The sequence below is a fragment of the Halomonas ramblicola genome (assembly GCF_030409215.1).
GTDB lineage: Bacteria > Pseudomonadota > Gammaproteobacteria > Pseudomonadales > Halomonadaceae > Halomonas > Halomonas ramblicola.
The window spans coordinates 300722-316747 of sequence record NZ_JAUFPL010000034.1 but is presented as its reverse complement, the minus strand read 5'-3'; the positions used below and the strand labels follow the sequence as shown (position 1 = coordinate 316747).

12 protein-coding genes are annotated in these 16026 nt (G+C 69.7%); 8 read left to right on the top strand and 4 right to left on the bottom strand.

The window, feature by feature from the left end; translation table 11 throughout:
* The 4 genes from QWY80_RS18520 to QWY80_RS18505 all read left to right on the top strand — a co-directional run.
* Window positions 1-772 (top strand): 2-oxo acid dehydrogenase subunit E2 (locus QWY80_RS18520; RefSeq protein WP_290234994.1); only part of this gene is annotated, 772 nt, incomplete at its 5' end.
* 247 nt (window positions 773-1019) lie between these two features.
* On the top strand, window positions 1020-1676 hold the full coding sequence (gene adk, locus QWY80_RS18515; protein WP_290234991.1) for an adenylate kinase: 657 nt from the start codon (window positions 1020-1022) through the stop codon (window positions 1674-1676).
* A gap of 167 nt (window positions 1677-1843) precedes the next feature.
* A complete protein-coding gene (gene tsaB, locus QWY80_RS18510) occupies window positions 1844-2548 on the top strand; it encodes a tRNA (adenosine(37)-N6)-threonylcarbamoyltransferase complex dimerization subunit type 1 TsaB (protein WP_290234989.1) in 705 nt (234 codons plus the stop codon).
* The gene (locus tag QWY80_RS18505) at window positions 2545-3330 is read left to right on the top strand and encodes a class I SAM-dependent methyltransferase (RefSeq protein ID WP_290234987.1); all 786 of its coding nucleotides are present in this window, start codon (window positions 2545-2547) and stop codon (window positions 3328-3330) included. The genes tsaB and QWY80_RS18505 overlap by 4 nt, the downstream gene beginning before the upstream one ends.
* A 31-nt stretch (window positions 3331-3361) precedes the next feature.
* Here QWY80_RS18505 and plsB read toward each other — a convergent pair whose 3' ends face one another.
* Window positions 3362-5851: a glycerol-3-phosphate 1-O-acyltransferase PlsB gene (gene plsB / locus QWY80_RS18500; RefSeq protein ID WP_290234985.1), complete on the bottom strand. Its 2490-nt coding sequence runs from the start codon at window positions 5849-5851 to the stop codon at window positions 3362-3364.
* A gap of 110 nt (window positions 5852-5961) precedes the next feature.
* Here plsB and QWY80_RS18495 point away from each other — a divergent pair, with 110 nt between their 5' ends.
* Entirely contained in the window at window positions 5962-7083 is a 1122-nt protein-coding gene (locus tag QWY80_RS18495; protein ID WP_290234983.1) for a phospholipase D-like domain-containing protein, read from the top strand.
* Window positions 7084-7159: 76 nt separating this feature from the next.
* Here the strand turns inward: QWY80_RS18495 and QWY80_RS18490 are convergent, their stop codons facing one another.
* A complete protein-coding gene (locus tag QWY80_RS18490; RefSeq protein ID WP_290234981.1) occupies window positions 7160-7795 on the bottom strand; it encodes a YecA/YgfB family protein in 636 nt (211 codons plus the stop codon).
* Window positions 7796-7862: 67 nt separating this feature from the next.
* Here QWY80_RS18490 and QWY80_RS18485 point away from each other — a divergent pair, with 67 nt between their 5' ends.
* The 3 genes from QWY80_RS18485 to QWY80_RS18475 all read left to right on the top strand — a co-directional run bounded on the left by QWY80_RS18485 (window position 7863) and on the right by QWY80_RS18475 (window position 11377).
* Window positions 7863-8423: a SprT family zinc-dependent metalloprotease gene (locus tag QWY80_RS18485; RefSeq protein ID WP_290234979.1), complete on the top strand. Its 561-nt coding sequence runs from the start codon at window positions 7863-7865 to the stop codon at window positions 8421-8423.
* A 154-nt stretch (window positions 8424-8577) separates the two neighbouring features.
* The gene (gene acs / locus QWY80_RS18480) at window positions 8578-10527 is read left to right on the top strand and encodes an acetate--CoA ligase (protein ID WP_290234978.1); all 1950 of its coding nucleotides are present in this window, start codon (window positions 8578-8580) and stop codon (window positions 10525-10527) included.
* Between the two features lie 187 nt (window positions 10528-10714).
* Complete coding sequence (locus QWY80_RS18475; protein WP_290234975.1) at window positions 10715-11377, top strand: response regulator; 663 nt, start codon at window positions 10715-10717, stop codon at window positions 11375-11377.
* A 107-nt stretch (window positions 11378-11484) separates the two neighbouring features.
* Here the strand turns inward: QWY80_RS18475 and QWY80_RS18470 are convergent, their stop codons facing one another.
* Window positions 11485-15432, bottom strand: coding sequence for a hybrid sensor histidine kinase/response regulator (locus QWY80_RS18470; protein ID WP_290234972.1), 3948 nt, complete (start codon window positions 15430-15432; stop codon window positions 11485-11487).
* A gap of 63 nt (window positions 15433-15495) precedes the next feature.
* A complete protein-coding gene (locus QWY80_RS18465; protein ID WP_290234968.1) occupies window positions 15496-16011 on the bottom strand; it encodes a hypothetical protein in 516 nt (171 codons plus the stop codon).
* Between the last annotated feature and the right edge of the window lie 15 nt (window positions 16012-16026).

The window sequence follows — 16026 nt, the reverse complement described above, 5'->3', positions numbered from 1 at the left end:
GGCGCCGCCCCCCGCCCCGGCGGCCGCCGGCGGTTCCGGCATCCCGCCGATCCCCGACCAGGACTTCAGCCAGTTCGGTGAGGTGGAAGAGAAGGCCATGGGCCGCCTCATGAAGATGGGTGCCACCAACCTGCATCGCAGCTGGGTCAACCTGCCCCACGTCACCCAGTTCGACGAGGCGGACATCACCGAACTGGAGGCCTTCCGCAAGTCCATGAAGGCCGAGGCGGAGGCCCAGGGCGCCAAGCTCACGCCGCTGCCCTTCCTGATCAAGGCGTGCGCCTTCGCCCTGCGCCAGTACCCGCAGTTCAACGTCAGCCTGAAGAGCGACGGCGAGACGGTGGTGTGGAAGAAGTACGTGCACATCGGCGTCGCCGTGGACACCCCGGACGGCCTGATGGTCCCGGTGATCCGCGACGCCGACAGGAAATCGCTGATCGACCTGGCCAAGGAGTCCGTGGAACTGGCCAAGAAGGCCCAGTCGAAGAAGCTCAAGCGCGAGGAGATGACCGGTGGCTGCTTCACCATCTCCAGCCTGGGCTCCATCGGCGGTACCGCCTTCACGCCCATCGTCAACGCCCCGGAAGTGGCCATCCTCGGCATCTCCAAGGCGCAGATGAAGCCGGTGTGGAACGGCCAGGAGTTCGCCCCCCGGCTGATGATGCCGCTGTGCCTCTCCTATGACCACCGGGCGGTCAACGGCGCCGACGCGGCGCGCTTCACCGCGCTGCTCGGCCAGCTGTTGACCGACATCCGCCGGCTGCTGTTGTAGTCGCGGCGGTCGCCACCCCTGCACGACAACGGCGCCGAAGGGCGTCGTTGTCGTTTTCGGGGTCTCTGACGCAGCGCAAGACCAAAGTGTTATTCGCAGGCGAGCCGGTTGATATGAATGGGGTTTTCATTCCTCGAGAGTGCCCGCCGCGGTGCCTGCCGCTTGTGCCGGGACCACGCCCCGGTTATCGTTCTCCTCCAACCGATTCTTCATTACTGACAACCACTTGTAACTCGAGGACTAGAACATGCGTTTGATCCTGTTGGGCGCCCCGGGGGCCGGCAAGGGTACCCAGGCCCAGTTCATCTGCGAACGCTTCAAGATCCCGCAGATCTCCACCGGCGACATGCTGCGTGCCGCCGTCAAGGAGGGCAGCGAGCTGGGCGTCAAGGTCAAGGAGATCATGAACAGCGGCGGTCTGGTGTCCGACGACATCATCATCGCCCTGGTCAAGGAGCGCATCGCCCAGCCGGACTGCGCCAACGGCTTCCTGTTCGACGGCTTCCCGCGCACCATTCCCCAGGCCGACGCCATGAAGGAGGCCGGGGTGAAGATCGACCACGTGCTGGAGATCGCCGTGGACGACGAGGAGATCGTCAACCGCCTGGCCGGGCGTCGCGTGCACCCGGGCTCCGGGCGCGTCTACCACGTCGAGTACAATCCGCCGAAGGAAGTGGGCAAGGACGACGTCACCGGCGAGCCGCTGATCCAGCGCGACGACGACCGCGAGTCCACGGTGCGCAACCGCCTGGCGGTCTACCACGAGCAGACCGCCCCGCTGGTCGACTACTACCAGGCCTGGGCCGAGCAGGATCCCGAGGCCGCGCCCGCCTACCACCGCGTGGAGGGCATCGGCAGCGTCGACGAGATCACCGCCCAGGTGCTCAAGGCATTGGAAGGCTGACTTTCCCCGAGAACTGCAGGGTGGTTGCGGGGCGCCGGATCAGCCCCGCTCCTGAAGCGTTTAGAGCATGCCCGACTGCCTTCTGGTGGCCCGCTCAAGCGGGCCATCGTCGTTTAGGGCTTGTATAATGCGCCCGTCCTTTTCCGATCCTGTGAGGCTGCCCGTTCATGCCGACCCTGCTGGCCCTCGATGCCTCCTCGCAAGCCTGCTCCGCCGCCCTGCTGCGGCGCCGTGAGGGGGCCGAGGACGAACTGCTGTCCCGCTTCGCCCTGGCCCCTCGCGCCCATACCCGGCGCCTGCTGCCCATGGTCGACGAGGTATTGGCCGAGGCCGGGGTGGCGCCGACGGACCTGGATGGCGTGGCCTACGGTCACGGTCCGGGCTCCTTTACCGGGCTGCGCATCGCCGCCGGGGCCGCCCAGGGGCTGGCCTATGGCCTCGAGCGGCCGCTCTTCGGCGTCTCCACCCTGGCGGCCCTGGCGCTGGGGGCGCACCGCCGCCACCACTTCCGCTGGCTGGTCACCGCCCTGGACGCGCGCATGGGCGAGATCTACGCCGCCGCCTGGCAGTGCCGCGACGGCCTGCCCGAGGCCCTGACCGAGGAGGCGGTGCTGGCGCCCGAGCGCCTGCGGCTGCCGGCCGGCCACGACGACCACGACTGGGTCGGCGTGGGCTCCGGCTGGGGCCTCTGGGAGCGCATGCCCGCCGCGGTGCAGGCCGGGCTGGGGCAGCGGTTGCCCGACATGGAGGCGGACGCCGCCGACATGGCGCTGCTGGCCATGCGCGACCTGGAGGCCGGGCTCGGGCAGCCGGCCCATCTCGCCCAGCCGGTCTACCTGCGCAACGAGGTGGCCTGGAAGAAGGCGCGATGAGCGAGCGCGGCGCGGTGGCGGTGGCCGACCCCGCCCTGGCGGGGCTCGCCGAGCGCTTCGGCCTGCCTTGGGGCGACGCGGCCGAACTCCTCCTCGTGCGTCGCGACGGGCGCCTGGTGCTGGCCGGTGACCCGAAGCGCTATGGCCATCCGCTAGCGGTGGAGTTCGCCTCCGGCAAGGCCGCCCACCGGCGGCGCTTCGGCGGCGGGCGCGGCCAGCTCATCGCCCGCGCCTGTGGCCTGGGCAGGGGGGTGACGCCCGCGGTGGTGGACGCCACCGCCGGCCTGGGCCGCGACGCCTTCGTGCTGGCGAGCCTGGGCGCCGAGGTGCTGCTGGTGGAGCGGGTGGCGGCCATCGCCGCCCTGCTCGAGGACGGCCTGGCCCGTGCCCGGGCCTACCCGCAGACGGTGGAGATCGCCGCGCGCATGCACCTGGCCCATGGCGATGCGACACGCGACCTGCAGCGCCTGGTGGCCGAGGCGGGGGTGCCTCCCCAGGTGGTCCATCTCGATCCCATGTTTCCCCACCGCGACAAGTCGGCGCTGGTCAAGAAGGAGATGCGGCTGTTTCGCGTCCTGGCCGGCGACGACGTCGATGCCCCGCGCCTGCTGGAGGCGGCGCTGGACGTGGCGACCCACCGGGTGGTGGTCAAGCGGCCGCGCAAGGCGCCGCCCATCGCGGGCCCACCGCCGCGCCACGTCATCGAGGGCAAGACCAGCCGCTATGATCTCTATGTGCACCGCGCCCTGACGGCAACCTCGGGCAATCGTCGCTGCCCATAGCGAGGCGCGCGGGGGCAGGCCTGTCGACGGATCAGCCCCGAGCGGTATCAGCTCTACAAGGCTCTCCTTCCCGTCTCACCACGAGTTGCAGGCGGTGGCGCAGCGCCGGGTCGAACAGCCGCCGCGAGCGCAGGGCCGCCTCGCGCAGCCGCTGGTCATGGACCAGGCGCCCCTCGGCGTCCCGCCATAGCCAGCCCTCCCGCTCCAGGCCCTCTACCAGCCCCACGAACAGCCGGGTATCGAAGAACTCCGGGGCGTCGCGCCCCGACAGCAGCGCCAGGCGCTCCGCCAGCTGGCGGCTGCGGCTCGCCAACTCGTCGGCGCCCAGCCGCCCGGGGCCGGCGTCCAGCAGCACCGCCAGCAGCAGGTAGCCGCGCTCCAGGGAGGGCTGCATCAGCTGGCCCAGCAGGTCCAGGCACTCGCCAGCCTCCAGGGGCTCCGTCCGGCGGCGCCAGGTGTCCTCGCCGTCGTGCTCCAGCAGGCCCAGCTCGGTGAGCAGGTCGAGCATGGCGACCAGCGCCTCGCGCAAGGAGGCGGGGGGCTCCACCATCAGTTCCCGGGCGAGGATCGGCCAGCCCGGCGCCAGCAGGGCCTCGAGGTCGTCCAGGCGGTGCGCCGCCTGGTGGCGGAAGGCGAAGGCGACCAGGCCCGGCAGGGCGAAGAGGTGCAGGACATTGTTGCGGAACCAGCCGAGGCGCCCGGCCTGGGCCGGGTCGGCGAGCAGGATGTCGCCCAGTGCCTGCTCGCGGCGCTGGATCGCCTCCAGGGCCAGGGCCCGATCGATCCACGCCTCCGGCGTCCCCTCGGGCAGGCTGATCCGAGCGCCGCTGGGCAGGCGACGCTGCAGCTGGGCCAGTAGGGCGAGCTGGCGGGCCAGCAGGCGTGCCTCGATGGCGTGGTGGGGCGTGGCCAGCAGGGCCAGTGCCACCAGGTTCACCGGGTTGAGGGCGGCGGCGGCGTTGATGCGCCGGCACAGGGTCTCGCCCAGATGCTGCACCAGGTCGGTGAACCGGTCCGGTTGCTCCTCACGCGCTTCGCGCCATCGGCGCCCCACCCGCTCGTCCAGGAAGGCGTCGAGCGGCAGCGGCTCGCCGACGTTGACCGCGACCCGGCCGAACGGTCGGCGCAGCCGCCCCACCACCCGCAGCAGGGCCAGCGGGCTCTCCTGGCGCTTCCTGCCGCCGTGCAGTTCGCGCTGGTAGCTGGCGCTCTCGATGATCCGTTCGTAGCCGATGTAGACCGGCACGAAGGCCAGGGGGCGTGCCTGGCCCCGGGCGCTGCTGCGTAGGAAGGAGCGCACCGTCATGGCCAGCATGCCTGGACGGGCCGGCAGCATGCGGCCGCTGCGCGAGCGGCCCCCCTCGATGAAGTACTCCAGTGGATGGCCGCGGGCGATCAGGCGGTGCAGGTACTCGTTGAACACCGCGCCGTAGAGACGGTTGTCGCGGAAGCTGCGGCGCAGGAAGAAGGCGCCACCGCGACGCAGCAGGGGCCCCACGAGCGGCATGTCCAGGTTGCGTCCGGCGGCGATGTGCGGCGGCATCAGGCCCTCCTGGTAGAGCACGTAGGAGAGCAGCAGGTAGTCGATATGGCTGCGATGGCAGGGCACGTAGACCAGGGTGTGGTCGCCGGCCAGGGCCTTGACCGCCGCCAGGCCGCGCACGTCGACGCCGTCGTAGAGGCGGTTCCATAGCCGGCGCAGCAGGCCGTCCATGAAGCGCAGCACGGGGTAGGTCATGTTGGAGGCGATCTCGCGGCCGTAGCGCCGGGCGCGGCGGCGCAGGCGTTCCCGGGAGAAGCGGCCCTCGCCGGCGAGGTCGTCGATCACCCGGCGCACCTCGGGGCTCGCGGCGACGCCCTCGATCAGGGTGCGGCGGTGGGAGAGGTCCGGGCCCAGCACCCGGGTGCGTACCCGGCGGAAGTGCACGCGCAGCAGCCGCGCGGCCTTGCGGTCGTCGCGGGCCGGCTCCCGGCCCGCCACCAGCTCGTCGAGGCGCAGCGGGGCACCGAAGTGCACCTCGACGCTGCCCCGGTTGACCAGCACCGACAGCGCCCGGCGCAGGCGGCCGGTGAGCCGCCAGCTGTCGGCGGCCAGCAGCCGCCAGAAGCCGAAGCGCTTGCCCGGGGCGCGGCCCCAGAAGACGCTCACCGGCACCAGCTGGACTGGCTGGCCATCGGGCGTATCGAGCTGCTCGATGAGCGCCCGGAAGGGCGCCTCGACCCGCGCCGCCCGGGGCCACAGCCGGTGGCGGGTGGCGGGCAGGGCCAGGCAGGCGGGCGGGCGCAGCGCCCCGATGCGCCGCCGCCCGGCCGCACGGGGCAGGGCGTGGCGCTCGGTGAGGGCGGCCAGCAGCCAGGCGTCGCTCAGCGCCGGCCGGGGCAATACGTAGAGTACCGGCAGGTCGGGGGCCAGGCCGAGTTCGGTGGGCTCGGGCTCGATCAGTCGCGGCCTGACCCAGGCGGCGATCAGCCGGGTCATCGGTGCGTGGAGCAGCGTCTTCAGGGGGTGCAGCAAGGCCATCCGTTTGCCCCGGCGCAGGAAAGCAGAGGGAAAGGCCAGTATAGTCATCGCAAGGCGTCCGGTCAGTCGGGGAAGGTCCGGCCGGTGCCGGCCAGGCGAAGGGAGGAGGCATGCACGGCATCTGGCGAGACGGCAACCATTTCCAGCTGCTGCCGGAGGCGGCGCGCTTCCTGCCGGCGATGTTCGAGGTCCTGGACGATGCCCGGGAATCGATCCTGATCGAACTCTACCTGATGGAGTCGGGGCGGCTCGCCGCGGCGCTGATCGAGTGCCTGGTGAAGGCCGCCGGCCGGGGGGTGCGGGTGATGCTGCTGCTCGACGGCTACGGTGCCATGGGCCTGTCGAGCGACGATCGCGAGCGGCTGGAGGCGGGCGGCGTGGCGCTGCGCTTCTTCAATCCCCTGGGGTTCCACTCCCTGGCGCGCAACCTGACCCGGGACCACCGCAAGCTGGTGGTGGTGGATGGGCGGGTCGCCTTCACCGGCGGCTTCGGGGCGGTGGACGAGTTCCTCGACGCCTGGTACGAGGTGGCGGTGCGCATCGAGGGTCCGGTGGTGGCCGACTGGGTACGGCTGTTCAGCCGCCTGTGGGATTCGCCGCTGACCCGCGGCCGCGGGGAGGCCGGCCTGGTGCGCGGGCTGGCCACCACCACGCCCGAGGCGGACGGCTATCGCGGCATGCGCGGCCGGGTGGTGTGGGGACAGGGTTACCGCTACCAGGCGATCCGTCACTCCCTGCAGCAACAGGTGTCGGGGGCCCGCCGCCGGCTGTGGCTGTGCACTCCCTACTTCGTGCCCACCTTCACCCTGCGGTTGCGCCTGGCGAGGGCCGCCCGCCGCGGCGTCGACGTGCGCCTGCTGCTGCCCGGGGATCGCCACGACCATCCCGGGGTGCGCTACGCCGGCCAGCGCTTCTACGGTCGCCTGCTGCGCGCCGGGGTGCGCATCTTCGAATTCCAGCCCGTGTTCATCCACGCCAAGTTCTCGCTGGTGGACGACTGGGTGAGCCTGGGTTCCTGCAACTTCGACCACTGGAGCCTGCACTGGAACCTCGAGGCCAACCAGGAGGTGGCCGACCGTCGCTTCGCCGGCGAGGTGGCCGAGCTGTTCGAGCGCAACTTCGCCGCCAGCCGCGAGATCCGCCGCGAGGAGTGGGCGCGGCGCCCGCGCCTGCAGCGTTTCCGCGAGTGGCTCTACGGCAGCCTGGACGGGATGCTGACGCGGCTACGGTAACCTGGCTTCGCCGGGAGCTAGAAGCTGGAAGAAAACACCTTGACCCCAGGGCCACCTCATCATGCTGGCTTCCAGCTTACCGCTTGCGGCCGGCGGGCTTCTTCTTGCGCGGGGTGGGCTTGGGCGTCTCCGGCGGTACGCGATAGTGCAGGTAGAGATCCATCACCAGCTCGGGGAGCTGGCGCACCAGCTTCTCCAGGCGGCGGTCATCGGCGATGAACTCGGCCATGTCCGGTTCCTCGTCGAACAGGCCGGACAAGGCCATGAAGGGCAGCAGCAGGGTGGCGGCGGCCTCCTCGTCCTCCTCGAACCAGGCCGCCTCGTCGAGGAAGACCCCCTCCATGAAGCCGGCGCACCAGTCGCCGATGGGTGTCTCCTCCGGGGCGATCCCGTCCAGGCTGAGCTCGAAGGGCAGCTCGGGCAGTTGGCCCTGCTCCAGGGCGGCGATGGCGTTGCGGCGCAGCCGCTCCAGCAGGCCGAGGACGTCCTCGCGCTCGGCGTCGTCAGCGAAGGCCGGCTCGCCCTGGAACAGTTCGGCGATCCAGGCAGCCGGCTCCACCTCGCGCGGGGAGACGGCCAGCGCCACCAGGAAACCGTGGGTGCCGATGAGGTCCAGGGCGTCCTCGTCCACCCGGTCGGAGGCGAGGAAGTCGTCGAGCCGGTCGAGCTGGTCGTCGTCGAGCAGGGGAACGGGCGGCGGGGTATCGGACATCGGCACTCTCTCGCGACGGGATGGGCGGGGCTTTACGCCCGAGGTTCGAGGCAGCATTCTAGCATCCATGAATCGCCCCGCGCTGCCCACCCCCGACCCCGCACGCCTGGCCGTCCTCGACGAGCCAGCGCTGCTCGCCGCCCTGCACGAACGGGTGGAAGACGCCTGGCGGCTGTGCCGCGAGGTGCATCCCGGGCTGCCCAGGCCCGAGGTATGGTGCGACCTGCGTGGCAAGTGCGCCGGCCAGGCCCACTTCGGGCGCGGCGGGCTGCGCTTCAACCCGCTGCTCTACGCCGAGAATCGCCTGGACTTCCTGGTGGAGGTGGTCCCCCACGAGATGGCCCACTGGCTGATCCACCATCTCGAGGACGGCCAGCTGGCGCGCCCCCACGGCCGCGAGTGGCGCACGGTGATGCGCCGGCTGTTCGGTCTCGAGCCGCGCACCACCCATCGCTTCGACACCGGCCGGGCGAGCCCGACGCCCTACCGCTACGCCTGCGGCTGTCGGGAGCATGCCTTCACCGCGCGGCGCCATTCCCTGGCGCGTCGCGGCCGCCGCTATCGTTGCCGCCACTGTATGGGGGACCTGGTCTATGGGGGCCGGGGAGGGGGTGGAGATACGACTTAAGTATCTGTTATAGAAAGAAATTCTTTCATACCAATGTCTAAGGGGAAGGCGTCCCGCTGGAGTATATGCTGAACTTGGTTTATGGCCCCGGCCATCAGACGACGGCCGGCTTCGTTTCACCCGACGGGTCCCATCCCGAGACAGAGGCAGACTCATGAGCGAACATCAGCAAGTCCATCCCGTGCGCGCCGACATCGCCGCCAAGGCCTGGGCCGACAGGGAGAAGTACCAGGCGATGTATCAGCAGTCCGTGGACGACCCCGAGGGCTTCTGGGCCGACCAGGCCAAGCGCATCGACTGGTTCCAGGCGCCGACGAAGATCAAGAACACCTCCTTCGCCCGGGACAACGTGGATATTCGCTGGTTCGAGGACGGTACCCTCAACGCCAGCGTCAATTGCCTCGACCGTCACCTCGACAAGCGCGGCGACCAGACCGCCATCATCTGGGAGGGTGACGACCCCAAGGACGACAAGCGCGTCACCTACCGCGAGCTCTACGAGCGCACCTGCCAGCTCGCCAACGCCCTCAAGGAGCAGGGCGTGCAGAAGGGCGACGTGGTCACCCTCTACATGCCGATGATCCCCGAGGCCGCCGCGGCCATGCTGGCCTGTGCGCGCATCGGGGCGGTGCACTCGGTGGTGTTCGGCGGCTTCTCCCCGGACGCCCTGGCCCAGCGCATCATCGGCGCCGAGTCCCGGCTGGTGATCACCGCCGACGCGTCCGTGCGCGGCGGCAAGCAGGTACCGCTCAAGGACAACGTCGATGCGGCCCTGACCCGCGACGGTACCGAGGTGTGCGAGAAGGTGCTGGTGGTCAAGCGCACCGGCGGCGAGATCGACTGGAAGGACGGGCGCGACCTGTGGTTCCACGAGGAGGTCGACCGGCAGGCCACCGAATGCGAGCCGGCCGAGATGAACGCCGAGGACCCACTGTTCATCCTCTACACCTCCGGTTCCACCGGGGCACCCAAGGGGCTCAAGCACACCACCGGCGGCTACATGGTGTTCGCCGGCCTGACCCACCAGTACGTCTTCGACTACCAGGAGGGCGAGGTCTACTGGTGCACCGCCGACGTAGGCTGGGTCACCGGCCACAGCTACATCGTCTATGGCCCCCTGGCCAACGGCGCCATCACCCTGATGTTCGAGGGCGTGCCGAGCTACCCGAGCCACGGCCGCATGGGCGAGATCGTCGACAAGCACCGGGTCAATACCCTCTACACCGCACCCACCGCCATCCGCGCGCTGATGGCCCATGGCGACCACGTCATGGACTCCAGCAGGCGCGACAGCCTGCGCCTGCTGGGCTCGGTGGGCGAACCCATCAACCCCGAGGCCTGGGAGTGGTTCTACCGGGTGATCGGCAACTCGAAGTGCCCCATCGTCGACACCTGGTGGCAGACCGAGACCGGCGGCATCATGATCTCACCGCTGCCCGGCGCCATGGACCTCAAACCGGGCTCCGCGACCCTGCCGTTCTTCGGCGTCAAGCCGGCGCTGCTCGACAACGAGGGCAACGAACTCGAGGGTGCCGTGGACGGCAACCTGGTGATCACCGACTCCTGGCCGGGCCAGGCGCGTTCCATCTGGGGCGACCACGAGCGCTTCGTGCAGACCTACTTCTCCACCTACGAGGGGCGCTACTTCACCGGCGACGGCTGTCGCCGCGACGAGGACGGCTACTACTGGATCACCGGTCGCGTCGACGACGTGCTCAACGTCTCCGGCCACCGCATGGGCACCGCCGAGATCGAGTCCTCGCTGGTGGCCCACGACGCCGTGGCCGAGGCCGCCGTGGTGGGCTTTCCCCACGACATCAAGGGCCAGGGCATCTACATCTACGTCACCCTGACCGATGAGGTGGAACCCAGCGACGAGCTCAAGAAAGAGCTGACCCAGTGGGTGCGCAAGGACATCGGCCCCATCGCCTCGCCGGACGTCATCCAGTGGGCCCCGGGACTGCCCAAGACCCGTTCCGGCAAGATCATGCGCCGCATCCTGCGCAAGATCGCCGCCAACGAGACCGAGGGCCTGGGGGACACCAGTACCCTGGCCGATCCCTCGGTGGTGGACGAGCTGATCGAGCATCGCGTCAACCGCTGAGCCGCGGCGCGCACCCGATCCACGGAGCCGGCCTTCGGGCCGGCTTCTTGCTGGGTGTCACATTATTGTCGACAATGCCTCCCGGGCGCTTGGGAACGGGCTTGCCATGGGGTAACATGCGGTTCAACAATCGCAGAGCCCGCGTGGCGGATCTCGACCCGCTGCCCGTGGAACCGGAGGAGAATCCATGGCCTTTGCCCAGAAATTCATCGTCGCCGATGACCATCCGTTGTTCCGTGCAGCCCTGACCCAGGCGCTGCGACAGCTGGCGCCCCAGGCCGAGATCGTCGAGTCCGATACCATGGAGGCCACCGTCGAGGTGGTGACCCGCCACCCGGACGCCGACCTGATCCTGCTCGACCTGCATATGCCGGGAGCGCATGGGTTTTCTGGTCTCATTCAGCTGCGGGGCCAGACCCCGGATATCCCGGTGGCGGTGGTCTCGGGCAGCGACGAACCCCATGTGGTGCGGCGTGCCATCGACTACGGCGCCTCGGGTTTCATCCCCAAGTCATCGTCGCTCACGCTGATCGCCGAGGCGGTGGGCGAGATCCTCGAGGGCGAGGTGTGGTTGCCGGCGGAGCTCGCCGAGATGCTGGGCGAGGTCGACGAGGAGGAGGCGCGCTTCGCCGAGGCGATCGCCTCGCTCACCCCCCAGCAGTTCCGGGTGCTCAACATGCTCACCGAGGGCCTGCTCAACAAGCAGATCGCCTTCGAGCTCAACGTCTCCGAGGCGACCATCAAGGCCCACGTCACCGCCATCCTGCGCAAGCTGGGCGTGCACTCCCGCACCCAGGCGGTGATCGCCGCCCAGAAGCTCGAGGTCGAGCCGCCGAAGGTGGAATCCTAACCCGGGCTTCGCCCGGAGCTAGAAGCTGGAAGAGCGGCGCTTCACGCCTGGAAGCTAGAAGAAAACCGCCTCCGTGGCCTCTTGCCACGGAGGCGGTTTCGTTCCAGCTAGGCGCTAGGCGCGCGGCTGGCCTGCAGGGTGCGGGTGAGCAGGGCGCGCAGGGCGGCGGGGCGCACCGGCTTGAGCAGCAGCTGGTAGCCGGCGCGCTTGATCTCCTCGGCGACCTCCTCGGTGCGATCGGCGGTGATCACGATGCCGGGCACCGCGCCCTCCAGCCGCTCGGAGAGCGCCTCCAGGGCCATCAGGCCGGTGACCTCGTTGTCCAGGTGGTAGTCGGCCAGGATCGCATCCGGGTCGCCGTCCAGGTGGCGCAGCACCGACTTGGCGCCGCCGATGCTGGTGGCGGTGAATACCTCGCAGCCCCAGCCGGAGAGCATCGCCTTCATGCCCTCCAGGATCAGCGTCTCGTTGTCGATGCACAGGATGCGGGTGCCGGCCAGCTTGTTGCCGACGCGTCGGGGGGCGGCGGCCTCCTCGGCCTGCTGAGCCGGTGTCAGGGCCTCCACCACGGGCACACTGACGGCGAACATGGTGCCGCGTCCCTCCGTCGAGTGCACCCGGATGGGGTGGTCGAGCACCCGGCTCATGCGATCGGCGATGGACAGCCCCAGGCCCAGGCCCTTCTCGCTCTCCTTGTGCCGCGAGGCCTGGTCGAGGCGGCGGAACTCCTGGAAGATCTCCGCCTGCTTGGATTCGGGGATACCGGGGCCGGAGTCCCAGACCTCGATGGTCAGTCGCTTGGCGTGGCGCCGGCAGCCCAGCAGCACCCGGCCCTCCTGGGTGTAGCGCAGGGCGTTGGACAGGAAGTTCTGCACGATGCGCCGCAGCATCTGCGGGTCGCTGTCGACCCAGGCGCGGGTGGGGACCACCACCAGGTCGAGGCCGCGCTCCTCGGCCATCACCTCGAACTCGGCGCGCAGCGGCCGGAAGATATCGGCCAGGGCGAAGTGGCTGCGCCGCGGGGTCAGGGCACCGGCGTCGAGCTTGGAGATATCGAGCAGGGTGCCGAGCAGCTCCTCGGCGGCCTGCAGCGAGCCGTCGATATGGCCGATGGTGCGCTTCATGTCGTCGGCGTCCATCTCCTGGGAGAGCGCCGAGGTGAACAGCCGCGCCGCGTTGAGGGGCTGCAGCAGGTCGTGGCTGGCGGCGGCCAGGAAGCGGGTCTTGGAGGCGTTGGCGTCCTCGGCCACCTGCTTGGCCTGGCGCAGCGCCTGTTCCGCCTCGGCGCGTACCCGGTTCTCCTGGCGCAGGGCGGCGTTGGCCTCGGAGAGCGCCTGGGTGCGTTCGCGGACGCGCTCCTCCAGGGTCTCGTTGGTCTCCTTGAGGGCGATCTCCGCCAGGCGCCGCTCGGTGATGTCCTGGTAGAGGGCGAAGAAGCCCAGGATCGCCCCGCTGTCGCCGAAGTGCGGGGTGTAGGTGACCAGCATGTAGCGCTTGCCCTCCGGCAGGCGCAGGGAGACCTCGAAGTTGACCCGCTCGCCGCCCAGGGCGCGCTCGATCCAGGGGGCGCGCTCGCGGGCCATCTCCGACGAGATCACGTCCTCCACGCGCTTGCCGATCACCGCGTTGCGGTCGATGCCGAAGGCCTGCTCGTAGGCGCGGTTGGTGAAGAGGTAGCGGCACTCCTTGTCGAAGTAGGCGATCAGTGCCGGCACGTTGTCGGTGTAGATGCGGATGTTGTTCTCCGAGCGGATCAGCGCTTCCTCGATGCGCTTCTGCTGGGTGATGTCCTGGTAGGTGTAGACGAAGCCGCCGCCCGGCATGGGGTTGCCCTGCACCTCCAGCACGCTGCCGTCCTGGCGGTAGCGCACGTAGCGGTGGGGCTGGCCCTCGCGGATGTTGTCGAGCAGCAGCTGGACGTGTTCCTCGGGGTCGCCGGGGCCGTACTCGCCGTTGTGGGCGTTGTAGCGGAAGATCTTGTCCATCGGCGCGCCGACCCGGATCAGGTGGTCGGGGAAGCGGAACAGCTCCAGGTAGCGCTGGTTCCACACCACCAGGCGCAGGTTCTGGTCCACCACGCTGATGCCCTGGTTGATGTTCTCGATGGTGGCCTGCAGCAGGGCGCGGTTGAACTCCAGCACCTGGGAGGCCTCGTCGACGATGGAGATGACGTCGGAGATGCCGATGCCGCGCCCCTGCAGCGCCGAGTTGACCACGATGCGTGCCGAGGAGGCGCCCAGCACCGAGGCGAGGAAGCGTTCGGTGAACTGGATGACGTCGATGGAGGCGCGGGTGCCGTCCTCCAGCGACTTGCCGCTGCGCCGGGCGTAGTCGTCGAAAGCCCGGGCCACCTGGCCGGCGCCCAGGAAGCGTTCGCACAGCACCTTGAGGTCGCCCACCGTGGTGGCGCCGGTCCAGGGGCGGTTCACCGAGGTCTGGCGGGTCTCCACGCTGTCCACGAACAGCGAGGCCTGGATGCGCTCCACCACCCGCTGGGAGGTGACCTGGGAGACGAAGATGTAGCAGAACAGGTTGATGCCCAGCGACAGCATGACGCCGTGGGTGAAGGCGTCGCCCACGTTGAGCCCGAACAGCGAGGTGGGGGCGAGCCAGGCCACTCCGAAGGGCCCGCCGGCGAGCCAGTCGGCGGGCAGCACCTCGGCGCCGATCATCGAGGGCATCAGCAGGCTGTAGGCCCAGATGGCGAAGCCGGCGTTCATGCCGACGATCACGCCCAGTCGGTTGCCGCGCTTCCAGTAGAGGCCGCCGATCAGGGCGGGGGCGAACTGGGCGGCGGCGGCGAACGACAGCATGCCGATGGAGGCCAGCGAGGTGAACTCGCCGATCAGCTGGTAGAAGCCGTAGGCCATGGCCAGCACCGCGGCGATGGTGATGCGCCGAGCACGCAGCACCAGGCGGCCGTAGTCGCGGGCCTTGGTGTCGAACCAGCGCAGGCGGAACAGCGCCGGGATGACGATCTCGTTGGAGATCATGATCGAGACCGCCACCGCGGCCACGATCACCATGCCGGTGGCCGCCGAGAAGCCGCCGATGAAGGTCAGCAGGGTCAGCCAGGTGCTTTCCGCGGCGATGGGCAGCGCCAGCACGTAGGTGTCGGGTTCGATGCCGCTGTCGGCGAACAGGGTCAGGCCGGCGGCGGCCAGCGGCACCACGAAGAAGGCGAAGGCCAGCAGGTAGACCGGGAACAGCCAGCGGGCCGTACTGGCGTCGTCGCGGTGGGTGTTCTCCACCACCGCGACGTGGAACTGGCGGGGCAGGCAGAGGATCGCCAGCATGGCGAGCAGGGTCTGGGCCCAGAAACTGCGGCCGAAGTCCTGCTCGGCCAACTGGCGCTGCAGTTCCAGCTGGATCTCGGCGCGCGACAGCAGGTCGCCGAGGCCGTCGAACATGCCCCAGGTGACATAGGCGCCCAGGGCCAGGAAGGCCATCAGCTTGACCAGCGATTCGAAGGCCACCGCATGGATCAGCCCCTCATGGTGCTCGGTGGCGTCGGTGTGGCGGGTGCCGAAGAGGATGGCGAAGGCGGCCATCACCAGCGCCACGTAGAAGGCGGTATCGGCGAACAGCGGGGCCCGGGTGATGTCCGAGGCCGTGGTCAGCAGGCTGAAGGAGGTGGAGACGGCCTTCAGCTGCAGGGCGATGTAGGGCAGGGTACCGATCAGCGCCACCAGGCTGGCGAAGGCCGCCAGCGACTGGGTCTTGCCGTAGCGCGAGGCGATGAAGTCGGCGATGGAGGTGACGTTCTGGTGCTTGGCCACGCGGATCATCTTGGCCAGCACCGGCCAGAACAGCAGGAAGGTGAGGATCGGGCCGACGTAGATGCTGGCGAAGGACCAGCCGCCGGTGGCCGCCTGTCCCACGGCGCCGTGGAAGGTCCAGGAGGTGCAGTAGATGGCCAGCGCCAGGCTGTAGATGATCGGCCGCCGCTGGCTGGCCCCGTGACGGCGGGCGTGGCGATCGCCGTTCCAGGCGATGCCGAACAGCACGGCGATGTAGATCAGCGATACGGCAACCAGCAGCCAGCCAGAGAACATGCGCTTCCTCCCTCGGGTCTGCCGCCATTCTAGGGCAATGCGGCGCCGCTGGGCAGGCGGGGGCTAGCCCCGGTCGCACACCGCCTGGTAGAGCGGGTCGGCCGTCGCTACCTCGCGCATCGCCTCGACCCTGGGGCGACGCTCCTCGCCGACCAGCGGCAGGGTCTCGCCGGAGGTACAGTTCATCAGCCACGCCTGGTGACTCACCTGGTCTCGGTAGTGTCTCTCGAAGCGGTAGCGCAGGTACTCCACCAGCCGCTCGTCGGCGGTGTCGTGCGGCGCCATGCCATCGCGATCCACCACGCTGAAGGCGCTGGCAAGAGGGAAGAGGTAGGTCCAGGGCCGCCAGAACATGGTGTCGTGTTCCACTTCCACCACCCTGGCGCTGGCCGGCAGCTGGGCACGCTTGTGGTCGAGCCAGCTGTACTCGTAGTGGATCTGGTAGCCCAGTATGCCCAGTCCGCCCAGGACGGGAACGATCCAGCGCGGCAGTCGCCTGCCGCTGGCCAGGCGCAGCAGCAGGCCGACGCCCGCCGCGCCGAGGCCGGCGAAGATCGCCGCGATCAAGTGCCAAATCATGGTTCACCTGTCTGG

What these genes read in the sequence shown, in the direction of transcription:
- adk (WP_290234991.1), top strand. Translation starts at nt 1,020, where the DNA reads ATGCGTTTGATCCTGTTGGGCGCCCCGGGGGCCGGCAAGGGTACCCAG.
- QWY80_RS18485 (WP_290234979.1), top strand. Translation starts at nt 7,863, where the DNA reads ATGAATCGCCCCGCGCTGCCCACCCCCGACCCCGCACGCCTGGCCGTC.
- QWY80_RS18465 (WP_290234968.1), bottom strand. Translation starts at nt 16,011, where the DNA reads ATGATTTGGCACTTGATCGCGGCGATCTTCGCCGGCCTCGGCGCGGCG.
- QWY80_RS18490 (WP_290234981.1), bottom strand. Translation starts at nt 7,795, where the DNA reads ATGTCCGATACCCCGCCGCCCGTTCCCCTGCTCGACGACGACCAGCTC.
- QWY80_RS18505 (WP_290234987.1), top strand. Translation starts at nt 2,545, where the DNA reads ATGAGCGAGCGCGGCGCGGTGGCGGTGGCCGACCCCGCCCTGGCGGGG.
- QWY80_RS18475 (WP_290234975.1), top strand. Translation starts at nt 10,715, where the DNA reads ATGGCCTTTGCCCAGAAATTCATCGTCGCCGATGACCATCCGTTGTTC.
- QWY80_RS18495 (WP_290234983.1), top strand. Translation starts at nt 5,962, where the DNA reads ATGCACGGCATCTGGCGAGACGGCAACCATTTCCAGCTGCTGCCGGAG.
- QWY80_RS18470 (WP_290234972.1), bottom strand. Translation starts at nt 15,432, where the DNA reads ATGTTCTCTGGCTGGCTGCTGGTTGCCGTATCGCTGATCTACATCGCC.
- acs (WP_290234978.1), top strand. Translation starts at nt 8,578, where the DNA reads ATGAGCGAACATCAGCAAGTCCATCCCGTGCGCGCCGACATCGCCGCC.
- tsaB (WP_290234989.1), top strand. Translation starts at nt 1,844, where the DNA reads ATGCCGACCCTGCTGGCCCTCGATGCCTCCTCGCAAGCCTGCTCCGCC.
- plsB (WP_290234985.1), bottom strand. Translation starts at nt 5,851, where the DNA reads ATGGCCTTGCTGCACCCCCTGAAGACGCTGCTCCACGCACCGATGACC.